Origin of the sequence: Paraburkholderia sp. SEWSISQ10-3 4, from assembly GCF_030464785.1 — a bacterium.
Taxonomy (GTDB): domain Bacteria; phylum Pseudomonadota; class Gammaproteobacteria; order Burkholderiales; family Burkholderiaceae; genus Paraburkholderia; species Paraburkholderia aspalathi.
Map to the genome: position 1 here is coordinate 220,160 of NZ_JALPRI010000001.1, position 13,759 is coordinate 233,918.

Annotated in this window: 11 protein-coding genes; 3 read left to right on the top strand and 8 right to left on the bottom strand. The window is 60.8% G+C overall.

The annotated features are described in order from the left end of the window. Window positions 1-21: 21 nt before the first annotated feature. Complete coding sequence (locus M0D68_RS00975; protein WP_266223947.1) at window positions 22-1,401, bottom strand: undecaprenyl-phosphate glucose phosphotransferase; 1,380 nt, start codon at window positions 1,399-1,401, stop codon at window positions 22-24. A 956-nt stretch (window positions 1,402-2,357) separates the two neighbouring features. Here M0D68_RS00975 and M0D68_RS00980 point away from each other — a divergent pair. Beyond that, window positions 2,358-2,513 (top strand): DUF3309 family protein, encoded by a 156-nt coding sequence (locus tag M0D68_RS00980; RefSeq protein WP_093642071.1) that lies wholly within the window; start codon window positions 2,358-2,360, stop codon window positions 2,511-2,513. Between the two features lie 616 nt (window positions 2,514-3,129). Beyond that, entirely contained in the window at window positions 3,130-3,501 is a 372-nt protein-coding gene (locus M0D68_RS00985; protein WP_200654544.1) for a hypothetical protein, read from the top strand. A 318-nt stretch (window positions 3,502-3,819) separates the two neighbouring features. On the opposite strand, the gene M0D68_RS00990 is transcribed toward M0D68_RS00985, so the two are convergent. From M0D68_RS00990 to M0D68_RS01020, 7 genes are all read right to left on the bottom strand, one after another. Next, complete coding sequence (locus M0D68_RS00990) at window positions 3,820-4,920, bottom strand: porin (RefSeq protein ID WP_256456886.1); 1,101 nt, start codon at window positions 4,918-4,920, stop codon at window positions 3,820-3,822. A gap of 208 nt (window positions 4,921-5,128) precedes the next feature. Further along, entirely contained in the window at window positions 5,129-7,057 is a 1,929-nt protein-coding gene (locus tag M0D68_RS00995) for a CocE/NonD family hydrolase (protein WP_200653897.1), read from the bottom strand. After that, window positions 7,054-8,679, bottom strand: a complete 1,626-nt coding sequence (locus M0D68_RS01000) for an ABC transporter substrate-binding protein (RefSeq protein ID WP_256456888.1) — start codon at window positions 8,677-8,679, stop codon at window positions 7,054-7,056. Before M0D68_RS01000 ends, M0D68_RS00995 begins: the two co-directional genes overlap by 4 nt. Further along, window positions 8,676-9,704: an ABC transporter ATP-binding protein gene (locus tag M0D68_RS01005; protein WP_256456889.1), complete on the bottom strand. Its 1,029-nt coding sequence runs from the start codon at window positions 9,702-9,704 to the stop codon at window positions 8,676-8,678. Before M0D68_RS01005 ends, M0D68_RS01000 begins: the two co-directional genes overlap by 4 nt. Further along, window positions 9,701-10,678, bottom strand: coding sequence for an ABC transporter ATP-binding protein (locus M0D68_RS01010; RefSeq protein WP_093642050.1), 978 nt, complete (start codon window positions 10,676-10,678; stop codon window positions 9,701-9,703). Before M0D68_RS01010 ends, M0D68_RS01005 begins: the two co-directional genes overlap by 4 nt. Window positions 10,679-10,686: 8 nt before the next feature. After that, entirely contained in the window at window positions 10,687-11,598 is a 912-nt protein-coding gene (locus M0D68_RS01015) for an ABC transporter permease (protein ID WP_093642047.1), read from the bottom strand. Next, window positions 11,595-12,566: an ABC transporter permease gene (locus M0D68_RS01020; protein ID WP_093642044.1), complete on the bottom strand. Its 972-nt coding sequence runs from the start codon at window positions 12,564-12,566 to the stop codon at window positions 11,595-11,597. The genes M0D68_RS01015 and M0D68_RS01020 overlap by 4 nt, the downstream gene beginning before the upstream one ends. A 144-nt stretch (window positions 12,567-12,710) precedes the next feature. Between M0D68_RS01020 and M0D68_RS01025 the strand changes: the two genes are divergently transcribed. Next, entirely contained in the window at window positions 12,711-13,622 is a 912-nt protein-coding gene (locus M0D68_RS01025; protein WP_200653893.1) for a LysR family transcriptional regulator, read from the top strand. The last annotated feature ends 137 nt before the right edge of the window (window positions 13,623-13,759 follow it).

A 13,759-nucleotide genomic window follows, 5' to 3' on the forward strand; every position in this document is an offset into this window, starting at 1 on the left:
ACCCGTGTAGCTGTCATGTTTTCAATAAGCATTCGCATGACCTAATCCTTTTAAGACCGTCGCCGCGACAATCCGCATGTCGAGCCCGAACGACCAATTGCGCAGGTAATACAGATCGTGTTCGACGCGTCCTTGCATCTTCTCGATCTGGTCTGTCTCTCCCCTGAATCCGTTGATCTGCGCCCAACCTGTGATCCCCGGCTTTATCCGGTACCGGTGGATGTAGCCGTTCACCACTTTCTGATAAAGCTCGTCATGTTCAATCGCATGAGGCCGCGGCCCCACTACCGACATATCGCCACGCAGTACATTGAAGAACTGCGGCAACTCATCCAGGCTAGTACGCCTGAGAAATGCACCCACTCGCGTAATACGCGGATCCCCTCGCGTGGCCTGTTTCACCACCCCCGTTTCCACGGCATGAGGACGCATCGAACGAAACTTGTAGATCTTGAAGATGCGTCCATCCGCGCCCTTGCGTTTCTGCGTGAAGAACACCGGTCCACGCGAAGACAGCTTGACGGCGAACGCAATCGCAATCAGAAGAGGAGCAAGCGCAGCCAGCGCGCAAGCGGCGAATGCACGATCGAAAACCTCTTTCTTCACCAAAGCGCGAGCCGGCACCGGCGATGCAACCAGGTTGATCGCAGGCATACCGATCAAATCGATCATGCCGCTATCGAACAGCGCAACGCTGCGCATATCAGGTACAAAGCGCACGTTCACGAGGTCATCGCGAAACTCAGCCACAAAGCGCGACAGCGTGCGTTCTTCAGAAAGCGGCAACGCGAGCCACAACTCCTGCACATCGTGAGATCTCACGTAGGCGGCGAACTTGACGATGTCGTCATACACCGGCACGCCCGAACCTATCGTTCCCATCACCGGCCGCACATCAAAGGCCGCCACCGCACGAAACCCGCTAGTCGTCGAACCTTCGATATTGCGCACGACCTGGTGGCAATGCGACCCACACCCCACCACCGCAACCCGGCGGAGATTCATTCCTGCGTGGCGCACTCGTGCGAGCACGGCGTGCACAGCCAGACGCGACGCAATCAGCGCGCCGCCCGTTATTGCCATCCAATAGGCAAACCAGAGACGCGAGATGAAATCCGTGCGATGCAGTGAGAACATCAGCGCGAGACCGCAGCCTTGAACCACGAACCACGCCAGCGACACCTGACCGGCCATGCGCAGCATTGCCCGCCCACGCCATGAGCCGTACACACCGAATGCAGGGAATAGAACCAGCGTAAAAGCGGCTGCAAACGCAACGAAGGCGGTATCGATACGGCTTTGCGTGAGATCTTCAAATCGCACTTGCGAAGCGACCACCGCCCCGAGAACGACGAGCATCACATCGAGCAAACGTGCGATCAGGCTTTGCAACCCTGGTATCGTTCTTCTTTGCTGCGCAAAATTCGCCGTATCCATTCTTATCCCCCGCGCTGGTCTCTCGCGCCAAACGTTCTTGTCGAGCTGCTCAACTTGTGTTCGCTTCAACAGCTCATGTCTCTCGTACTTCCACCACCACGCTCTTCGCGACAACAACACCGCCCCGGCACGCGAAGAAGCGCGCAATACAACACAACCTGGATTTCATCCATCCAGCGCGAAGCAAAACGACTGGACGTTCCTGGAACAACGATGGGGGATTGACTACAAGCCGCTCGCACCCGCACAACCTGGGCACTCAGGCGAAACGCCGCCACGACGAATCCGAACAAAAGATCACACCGCTTGTGCGTTGAGGAGACTGACCTGATACCCCCGACCAGGCCAGTCGTTGATTCGAACTTCACCAACATGTACTGCTTGTCTTGTCTATCTTGTGCACCGCGCAACCTATAAAGCAGCAAGCATGCCAATCGTTAGATTTCTTTCACAATTGGTCGGCACGTGTCGGGCAAACCCTTGTTAGATATAAGTTTTTATCCGACGCGGTCTCTCAGGAAGCCCTCGAAAAAAGACGCGAAATCGTGTGCGGTAACGCGCCCGTTACGTAACACCGCCCGTAACGGTCTCGATCGATCGGGGGACGTCCGTGGGACATCACGAGGCGCGGTAAATGTCTGAAGAAAGGAGAGTGGAGAGAAGTTTTTGTGCAGCGCAAGCAGCGCTATAGATATGAACCGAATCGCTTCGACGATTGATTCATCAGATCAGCACGCGTCAATACGGACGCGAGTAAGCAACGATCGTTTCAAACAATTCGCGGCAGAACTTCTGCTTTGGGCACATGGCTTGCTGGACCCCAAGACATCGATACGGCCTTTTCGCAAGCTCGCCTAAACCGCGTGCTCCATGGCTGTCCTGACAGGCGGGTCCTGTGAACCTAAGCGGAGGTTATTAATATGTTGGGAACTATTCTTCTGATTGTGCTGATCCTTATCCTCATCGGGGCGTTTCCGACGTGGCCGCATAGCCGTTCATGGGGTTACGCGCCGACCGGTGGCATTGGCATCGTGTTGATCGTCGTGATCGTGCTGCTCGTCGCCGGCGTGATATAGCCGAATTGAGGTAATCAGATCAGCAGCTCAAACCAGGCCGGCCGCCGGATATCGATGCAGCAAACTGCATGGATATCCGGCGGCATTCTTATGTCGATTGTTGATACACGTTCGCGTTGTCACGCTAGCTTTACCGATAACGCTCAGACGTTAGCGCATTCATCTTTTGAATCGAACAGTTTGGAGTGCTGGGCATCCGGCCGGACGACGACGGCATCCGAATAGCAGGTCGGGCACGCCGGATGCTGAGTCACCATCGTATTCAAACGTTGATACGAAAGGAGATCACATCATGCCTTACCTTCTTGGCTGGCTTCTTGGCGTCCCGTTGATCGTACTGGTTATCCTGTACCTCATTTTCCACTAACCCCATGCAGCAGACGCTGTTCACCTGAAGGTCGTTCCGCGCGGCCCTGCCTACCCCGGCGGCCGCGCGCCCCAAGATCCTCGAACCCTCGGTATCCCCTCCTTCCGTCAGCGCAAAGTCACGCGTCGGCGCATCTGCCTTTTCACTTGCGCTGTACAAAAACTGTGCGTAAAACTAGGCCTATTAGCCCGCGCAAAATGCCATATCTGCACACGTACGCACAAACTGCGTACGAGCAAGGAGGGACCGATGGCACACGACGAATACACGCTGTCACACCAGGACGTGGTGAAGGCGGTGATCATTCATCAGAACATTCATGAGGGCTTCTGGACGCTGAACATCAATTTCAACGTCGCCGCCACGCATGGTCCGCTCGTGCCGGACCCCTGTCTCGCCGTCACGATCAAGGGCATCGGCATCATGCGAGCCTCGCCTACCGATCCACTTGCGGTCGACGCCGCCCTCATCAATCCGCCGATGCCTGAACCTGTTGTGAGCGCCGTACATATAGCGGCCGCCGTCAATGGCGCGCATGAAGGCGGCATGCAATTCTGTCGTGACGTGTATCGCAATGTCGCAGTACAAAGCGCGACCAAAGCGCCGACCAAGACAAGGTGAACGGTTGCTGCCGGCAAACATTCGGTTAAGAAAATGCACCATGCCCGGCGAGCGCGTCTTCCGGCGCGGGTAACACCGGAATACGCCTGCGATGCTGTCTTCCTGTGAAGGCAGCGAGACACCAGATGGCAGCTTGTGGCCGCGCAAGACCGCAGACCCGAGGCCGGCGGCCCGGACGGTTGTCCCGGGCATGAATGCACCCTGAAAATATACCCGGACGCCGGCTGGATATGCTTCCTAAAGCGATGCCCCCACCCGCCGACCGCAGGACATCCTTCCGCTAAACTTGAATTCTCATGAACAAAATTCCAAGAATGATCAGAACTTGTGACGGATACCCGTGACGGCAATAAATTGCGTGTGGCTACTAGACGGCCCGGATGCCCCCTCGATCTGCGCCACTGCGTTCGTTGCGCGCTGATACAGCAAATCGATGTAGACGTCAGTCGATTTGGAGAGGAAGTATTGAAGCCCTGCGGTCGTCTGCCAGTAGTGCCACGAGTCCACCTTCCCGTTCGTCGAAACATTGGTATAGGTCTCGCCGAGCGCCGCATGCACGGTGGGTGTGATGCGGTAGCGCAAGCTCGCTTCAGCGTTCTGATAGGTCTGGTACTGGCTCGCGGGTGTCAACTCGAAACGCGTGTTCGTGTACATCAACCCGACACTTGCATTGCCGATGTCGTACAGTCCGCCCGCGCCGTAAATGCGCTGCTTGCTGATGCCCTTGAGAAACGTGAAGTAGTTATCGGATGGAATCGCGCCGGTTGTGTCGGTGGCCGGATGATCCAGCATCACGTAGGCCGCACCCAGATGCCATGGACCATTCGCGTAGGTCGCGCCAACGCTGTATGAACGGTTCGTAGCGAAATTGCCCGCATTGCCCGACAGCGCATACATCGTGTTGATCTGCAGACCGTAGAAAGTCGGCGTCACGTATTTGATCGAGTTGTCAGTGCGAAACGTGTTGTTGATATCGTCGACATCGAATGGATGCGTGCCGTACTGAACGGTATCGGTGGCGACTTGCAGCGGCTCCAGCGAATCCTGCGAAGCGTTGTACTGACGGCCGAACGTCAACGTGCCGTAGCGATCGCTCGACAAACCGACCCATGCCTGGCGTCCGAAGATACGACCGTTCGCGCTGGCCGTGCCATTCATCACATTGAAGCCGTTCTCGAGGCGGAATACTGCGTGATTGCCGCCGCCGAGGTCTTCGCTGCCGAGCAGACCCCAGCGCGAGCCCTGTTCGTTGCCAGACGTCGCCTGATAATTCGACTTGCCGCCCTGATTGCTGGTGTAGGTGAAACCAGCGTCGACGATGCCGTACAGCGTGACGCTCGACTGTGCGTGTGCCGCGCCAGCCGATAGGCCGATGCCGCCGATGGCGAGCAGCGTCGCTGGAAGTGTCTGTTTGCGCATGGTGCTTTTTCCTCTTGGAGTGGGACTTGCTGTTGAAAATCGGCGTGCAACGAACGGAAAGCTGTCGTGCTGTTTCGGGTCGCGTCGGGGCGTTCGCAAAAAATTCGGGCAAAAAGGGGCCCCGGACGTCGCGCTGAACGCGACGCCTCAATGACCGGCAATGGAGTGATGCGGAAGTGCCGCTAGCTTCTTCTAGCTAGCGTTGCAGTTATCCGCCGGGATTCGGCGGCATTGCTTCGAGCGAAGCCGCCGGGACAAGCGGCAGCACAACATGGGACGCCTGACCGGCGCCGAAATGCACATGGTTCACCGCGACGCGTGGCGTGCGCGCCAGCGCGGGCGCCTCGCCGCTATTCGGATTGACATCGAAGTGCGGGAAGTTGCTGCTTGAAACATCGAGACGGATGCGATGGCCGCGTCTGAACAGATTCGCCGTGGCGAACGGTTCGATTTCGATCGCGTAGACGCGGCCCTTTTCGAGCATGTGCGGCTCGGTCCACGATTCGTGAAAGCGGCAACGAAAAATGCCGTCAGTCAGGTTCATCGCGTAGCCATGCGGATAATCTGCATTGGGCGGATAGACGTCGATCAGCTTCGCGGTGAAATCGGTATCGGGCGCGTCGGACGAAATCCAGAGCTTCACGACAATAGGTCCGACCACGGCGACGTCCTCTTCGAGCGCCTCCGTCTGGAACACGAGAACGTCGGAGCGAGCCGAGAGCGGCATGCCCGCGTACCGCGTGCCGAAGAAGCACGGGTCTTCGCGCTGGTCGAACGCGCCGCCCTCGAAAACCGGCGCGCCCGAGGTCAGCGCGCCGCCGATCGTCGGCACCGGATTCGACGGATCGAACGCATACGCGGTTGCAGCGGGCTCCCTATGCAATGCGTCGTCCGAGGCTGAAAGCGAGCCGTTCGCGCTCAGGTAAAACGGCGTGAAGCGCGTACCGGGCAGCGGCCATTGCGATGAACTAACCCAGCGTCCGCCGTGCTCCATGCGGCCCTGTTGGTTACGCGCCCCGCTACCGCCGCCCATCACGAAGATGCGCGCGACGGCATCGGCGGATTCATGCGACACCTCTTGCGGTTTCAGCCAGCGGTCGAACCAGTCGGCGCGGAACGCCAGCCAGTCTTTCGCAATCTGGCCTTCGATCACCGCGTCCGGTCCGAATTCAACGTCGCCGCTATATGACAGGTTGCGGTCGCCATGCAGCCACGGACCCATGATCAGATACGCAGGAGCACCCGGCGTGCCGGAGAGCGCGGCGAAGTTATCCAGCGTGCTGCGCACGTACGCGTCGTACCAGCTCGACATCAGCACCGTGGGCACACGCGTCATGGTGTCGTAGTAGCCCTCGGCATAGATGCCGGGCTGTTTCCAGTAGTCGTCGAATACGTCACGCGTCCATTGCTCGAACAGATAGCTCTCGTATTCCGGCACTGTCGCGAGCGGCGAATGACCGGGCCGCCACGGCATCCGTGCAAACCATTGGCGCAGATCGCTCGCGTCCAGCGCCGCCGCGACGAGCGGATTCTCAGCGGCCGCGGCACTGTTTTTCGCGCGGTTGAACGCCCACGTTGCCTGCTTAAGTTCGAAGGCGCCACCCTGGCGGATGCCGCAGCGATACCCGTTAGCGAAGCCACCCGAGTCGAGCACCATGCACGCGAGCCCCGGCGGATTCAGGCAGGCTGCCGCAAGCTGCGTGTGGGCCGCGTACGACAGTCCCATCGTGCCGACCTTGCCGTTTGACCACGGCTGTTGCGTGATCCATTCGATCGTGTCGAAGCCGTCCGGCCCTTCGGCGACGTATTTTGTGAACGTGCCCTCGGAGTTGTAGCGCCCGCGGCAGTCCTGCAGCACGACCGCGTAGCCGCGCGCGGCGAAATAGCGGGCAACGTCGGCGCGATTCGCAGGCGGCTCGCCGTGATGGATTTCCGAGCGCGAGATATCGGATTTGCCATACGGTGTGCGTTCGAGAATCGCAGGCAGCGGCGCGTCTATGCCGGCGCGGTAACCAGCGGGGAAGTAGACATCGGTAGCGAGGCGTACGCCATCACGCATTGGCACCATCGCGTCACAAAGCGGGTTGAACGTCGAATCGGCGGCAAGCGCTCCGCTACGGGAAAAAGCATCAGTCATGGTTGTGTCTCGATGAAGAGCAGCGAGGTGCGTTCAGATTTGTTCGGATGGAAGATCACGCCCTTGCGTGTCGCCCAATAGTCCACCGGGAAATAGAGCGGCACGATGCCGTAGTCGCCGAATCCCGCACGCGCCGCCTGTTGAAGCAACTCGTTGCGGCGCGCCGGATCGAAGCTTGCCGCGGCTTCGCGCAACAGCCGGTCGAGCGTCGGGTTCGAGTAGCGCGTGCGGTTGAAGGCGCCCGTGCCGCTCTCGCGTGAATAGCTTTCGAGCACGTTGGTCAGCGCAATTGCGGAATCGCTCGTCGTATTGCCGAAACTGAAGATGAATGCGCTGTAGCTGCGCCGTGCGGCCGCGCCTGCATACACGTTGTAGGGCTGCGTGACGACGTCGTTCACGGCAATGCCGCCGCGCGCCAGCATCTGGCCGAGCGCCTGACCGAGATCGCCGTCGCTGGCGAAGCGGTCGTTCGACGAATGGATCGTCAGCCGGAAACCGTCTGGATACCCAGCGGCAGTAAGCAGGCGTCGCGCGCCGACGGGGTCGTACCGGTCCGGTTGAAGCTGTGGGTCATAACCGCCCATGCCCGGCGGCACGATTTGCGCAGCCGGTAGTCCGGCACCGTTGAGCAGATGCTGGGTAATCGCATCGCGGTCGATCATCTTCGAGATGGCTTCGCGCACGCGCACGTCGCGCAGCGGATTGCGCGCGATCGTCGAGCCGTCGGCAGCCGCGACAAATGGCGAAGCGTCGCGCGACGAATCGAGCGCGAGATAGATGAGCCGTGCGGACGGACCGGAAAACAGCGTCACGTTAGGTTCGCGGCGCAGGCGGCCGATCGTGACAGGCGGTACGTTGTCGATCAGATCAACTGAGCCGGAGAGCAACGCCGACAGCCGTGCGGCATCGTTCGACACGAAGCGGATGGTGCACGTGTCGAAAATAGGCCGCTTGCCCCAGTAATGCTCGTTGCGCACGAGCTCAAGACGGTCGCCCGGAATCCAGCGCGCAAGACGATACGGACCGGTGCCGACCGCGACGGCGGGCAGGCGGTAGTCGTTGCTCGCGTGCCCCGTCGTCGCATGCTGCGAGACGATATAAACGAGCCCGATCTGTTCGACGAAGGCGGGTGACGGCGTCTTCGTCACAATGCGCAGCGTGAGCGGGTCGACGACCTCGATGCGCTCGATGTTCGCGACCGCGCCCGAATACGGCGCGGGGCTGTTCGGCACGGACCGCGCGCGGCGCAACGAATACGCGACGTCGTCGGCAGTCATCGGCGAGTTGTCCGAGAAGCGCACGTTCGGGCGAAAATGGAATTCCCATGTCAGCGGATCGACCGCGCGCCACGACACCGCAAGACCTGGCCGGACCTGCAGATTGTCGTCCTGTTCGATCAGCCGCTCGAACATGTTTTCGGCGGTCTGCATATTGTTCTGCGTCCGCGAGAACAGCGGATCGAGTGATTGCGGCTCGGAGGCGAGCGCCATCGTCAGCGAGCGCGCCTGCGCGCTGGTGGTCACGCCGGCAAAGCTCAACCCGCACGCGAGCGCGAGTGCCGCCGTGCGTTTGAGGCCGCGTTTGAGGCCACGTCGGCGCATGGATGAAATCACCACCGTCATTGCACCTCCACCAGATGACACGCGACTTGATGAGCGAGGCCGCTTGGATGCAACAGGGGGCGCTCGGTGCGGCAACGTTGCGTTGCGTGGGGACAGCGCGGATGGAAATGACAGCCGTCAGGGGGCGCGAGCGGCGACGGAATTTCGCCTCGAATCGATTCGAACTGCCGTTTGCGGTTCGACAGGCGCGGCACCTGCGCAAGGAGCGCAATCGTGTAAGGATGCTGCGGATTGGCAAACAACTCGACGGTCGGCGCGGTTTCGACAATACGGCCCAGATACATGATGGCGACGCGATCGCTGATGTGTTCGACCACGCCGAGATCGTGACTGATGAACAGATAGGTGAGACCGAGATCGCGGCGCAGTTGCATGAAGAGATTGATGATCTGCGCCTGGATCGATACGTCGAGCGCCGCAATCGATTCGTCGCAGATCAGGAAATCCGGCTTGACCGCCAGCGCGCGTCCAATGCCGACGCGCTGACGCTGGCCGCCGGAAAACTGATGTGGAAAGCGTGTGCGGAAATCAGGGTTCAGGCCAACGCGCTCCATCACGTCGACGACATAGGCATCCAGTTGTTTGCGCTCCACGATTCCGTGCACGAGCGGTGCCTCGCCAATGATGTCGCGCACCCGTTTGCGAGGATTCAGCGACGACAGCGGGTCCTGGAAGATCATCTGGGTGGCAAGCCGGTGGCGCGGCGTGCGCTGTGCACCGTGTTCACTGCCCGGCGATGGCTCAGCGGTCTTCTCGATGGTGCGGATCGAGCCGCTCGACGGCGCCACGATCCCGGCCAGCATCCGGCCGAGCGTCGACTTCCCACAGCCGGACTCGCCGACAAGGCCGACCACTTCGCCGCGATGAACGGTCAGGCTGACATCGTCCACTGCATGCACGATCTGTTCTTCTGCGCGCGCGCCGAGCCAGCCGGCGATCCGCTCGGCGTAGTTCAGGCGGCGAACGAAGCGGCGCGACACGTGATCGACTTCGACCAGCGGCGCCATGACATGGGGTGCGTTCATGCTGGCGCTCCGGAACGTGGGTGGAAGCAACGGTACAGATGCGTACCGTCACCAGTGACGGGGGGTTCGGCACTCCGGCACAACGAGGTGGCGTACGCGCAGCGTGGTGCGAACGCGCAGCCCACCGGCAGCTTGAGTGCGCTCGGCGCGATACCCGGAATCTGTTTGAGCGGTTCGCCGCGTCGGGCCTTTTCGGGCACGGAGTCGATCAGCCCGATCGTGTAGGGGTGGCGCGGTCGTTCGAGAATCTCGTCGACACTGCCTGTTTCAACGACCCGGCCGGCGTACATCACGCAAATGCGGTCCGCCAGCCCCGCCACCACCGCGAGATCGTGACTGACCCACACCATCGACGTATTCGAGCGGGCGCACAGCTTCTGCATTTCCGCGAGAATCTGCGCCTGGATCGTGACGTCGAGCGCGGTGGTCGGTTCGTCGGCGATGATCAGTTCTGGGTCGTGCAGCAGCGCGATCGCAATCGCCACACGCTGCCGCATGCCGCCCGACAACTGGTGCGGATAGGCACGCAAGCGTTCGTCCGGCGACGGAATGCCGACCGACGCGAGGGCGTCGCGCGCCCGTTGCCGCGCCGCGTGCTTCGATACGCGCGCATGAGCCTGGACCGCCTCGATCATCTGTGTGTCGATACGCAGTACCGGGTTCAGCGTCATCATCGGATCCTGAAAGATCATCGCGATGCGGTTGCCACGCAGCCGGCGCAGCGCTTCAGGCGTGAGCATCGTCAGGTCTTCGCCTTTGAACAGCACGCGCCCGCCGACGATGCGTCCCGGCGTGTCGATCAAGCCGAGCACGGAGAAGCCCGTAATCGATTTGCCTGACCCGGATTCACCGACGAGGCCAACGATCTCGCCAGGCGCCACGTCGAAGCTCGCGTCGTCGACTGCCTTCGCGACGCCCGCACCGGTAAAGAAATGCGTGCGCAGATTCTGCACGGACAAGGTAGGGGTGGACATGCGGAATCCTATTTCTGCAGACGCGGGTTCAATGCTTCGCGCAGACTGTCGCCGACTATATTCATGCTGAACACGAGCACGAGCAGCAACAGGCCGGGAAAAACACTGATCCAGTAAAAGCCCGCGATCAATTGCTGATAGCCGTTCGCGATCAGCAGACCCAGCGAGGGCTGCGTGACCGGCAGGCCGATACCGAGAAAGCTCAAAGTTGCTTCGGCTGAAATGGCGGCGGCAATCTGTACGAGGGCAATCACGATGACGGGCGGAAGGCAGTTCGGCAGCAACTGGCTGAACAACGCGCGCCGGTGGCTCAAGCCGAGGCACAGCGCGGCCTCCATATACTCCTTGCGGCGTTCGACGGCGGCGACTGCTCGCACGGTGCGGGCAAAATAGGCCCACTGCACGACTACCAGCGCGAGGATCACCTTGTCGACGCCCTGGCCGAGAATCGCGAGCATCATCAGCGCGACGAGAATCGTCGGAAAGCCGAGCATCAGATCGACGGCGCGCATGATGAGCGTATCGACGTAACGGCCGAAGTACGCGGCGACGAGGCCGAGCGTCGTGCCGAGCGTCATCGCGAAGACGCCGCTCAGCAGGCCCACACCAAGACTGATGCGCAGCCCGTACATCATCGCGGCGAACATGTCGCGCCCGAGCGCATCGCTGCCGAGCAGGTACAGATGACCGTTCACACCACGCGCGCCGGGTGGAAGGCGGCCATCGACGATATTGAGCGCGGCGAGATCATAGGGATTCTGCGGCGCGATCCACGGCGCAAGCAGCGCGATTACAACGAGCGCCAGACATACACAGGTCGCGGCGGCAACGGCCGGCTTGCCGAACAGGCTGCGCAGCACAATGCCCAACGTCGTATTGCGATCAACCTGCCACGCAGAAAAGCTTGCGCTGCTTCTCATGCCGCCTCCAGCCGCACGCGCGGATCGAGCAGCGAATAGATGATGTCGACGGCGAGGTTGAGTAGCGTGAACATCGCGACCACGATCAGCAGATAGGCAACGATCACCGGACGGTCGAGCTTCGTGATGCTGTCAATGATCAGCTTGCCGACGCCAGGCCACGCGAAGATCGTCTCCGTCACGGTGGCGAATGCGATCAACGAGCCGAATTCCATACCCACAACCGTGACGATGGGAATCAGGATGTTCTTCAGGACATGCACGAAGATCACGCGCCGCTCGCGCAGGCCTTTGGCTCGGGCGAATTTCACGTAGTCGAGCGGCAGCGTTTCGCGCACGCCAGCGCGCGTGAGACGCGTGACGAGCGACATCTTGAAGAGCGACAGATTGAGCGCGGGCAGCAGCAGATGCCGCAGGCCGTCCCACGTCGCGAGACTGGTGTGGATGCCGAATAGCATGCCGGGTTGGCCACGGCCGGCCGACGGCAGCCAGCCCAGCGTGACCGAAAAGATCAGCACGAGCATGATGCCTTGCCAGAAGTTCGGCAGGCTAAAGCCGAGGATCGAGCCCGTCATCACCGTGCGGTCGAGCACCGATCCCGCCTTCAGCCCAGCGATCAGGCCGAGCGGCAGACCGACTATCAGCGCAAGCACCAGCGCCACGAGCGCGAGTTCCAGCGTTGCCGGCAGGCGTTCAAGAATCAGCTGGATCGATGGCTGGTTGAACACGAAGGAGCGCCCGAGATCGCCGTGCAGTGCTCGTCCGATGAAATGCAGATACTGTTGCCAGAGCGGCTGGTCGAGTCCGAGCGATTGCACGGCCTGGGCGATTTCGGCCGGGGTCGCGTCCGCCGGGACGAGAATCGCGATCGGGTCGCCGATGGCGAACACGCCGCAGAAGACGAGCACGGACGTGAGCAGCAACACGCCGATGCTCTGGATGAGCCGCCGGATGATGAAGGCGATCATTGCGTGTGAAACCTCAAATGATGAAAATGCGGGGGGTCCGGTGGCGCAAACGGTACCGGGCTCATGCAACGCCCCGATCATTCGACGGCAAAAAACTGTCCGCAACCTTATGTCGAATCAACATAACCCTATGCAGAACCTGAAATGAACCTTAAGCAACTCGAAGCTTTTGTGGCGATTTCGACGCTGCATACGACTACGGCAGCCGCGCAACGGCTGGGATGCTCGCAGTCGGCGGTGAGTCGCCTGCTGAGCCAGTTGGAGGAGGATCTCGGCCTGAGCCTGTTTGTGCGCGAACAGGGCCGCCTGACGCCAACGCGTGAGGGCGACGCGCTGGTGCAGGAAGTGGAGACGATCGTCGAAGCGGCGCGGTGCCTCGAACGGCATGCCCAGCAACTGCGACTGGCCGGCACGCAGCGCAAGCTCGTGCGCATCATGGTTCCGAATACCTTTGCCCAGTTCCTGCTGCCCGCTGTGATGCAGCATTTCTACGAAACGCATCGCGACGCGGTATTGGAAGTGTTTTCGGGTACTTACGACGCTTCAGAACGCGCATTGCTGAGCCGGGAGGTCGATCTGGCGTTCGTTCGACTACCGACGCGCCTGTCCGGCTTTTTAGTCAAATGGCGGTTCAACAGTGAATCGGTGTGCGTGATACCACGCTCGCATCCGCTCGCCCGGAACGCGACCGTCACCGCGCGCGATCTGGACGGCGTACCGCTCGTGCTGCTATGGCGTCAGAGCGCGCTTCGTCACGAAGTGGACGCGGCGTTCCGCAGCGCGCGGGTCACGCCCAATGTGGTCGCAGAGGTGCATTCGGTGAGCGTGGCGTGCGCGATGGCGGCACGTGGGGTCGGTGCGGCGATCGTCAACCGGTTGATCGCGCAATGCTGCGACACGGAACAGTTCGTGATGAGGCCATTTGTGCCGACGATCAGCTTCGAGACCGGGATAGCATCTCTCGAATCCGATCCGATCAGCGGAACTTGCCACGCATTTGCCGCGTGTCTCGCCGAAGCGTTGGACAATCTCCATGCCCTGCGCGAGGTTGACTAGTTTTACTGCGCGCCGCTATCACTTGAGGCTTCAATCCCTTTGGTGGGACCCGGTTTTTCCATTGCCTCATGTGCATCGCCCACACACGGCATGTTCGACGCAGTTCGTTGAACTGGCCGAGCGAAGGACAATCTTCC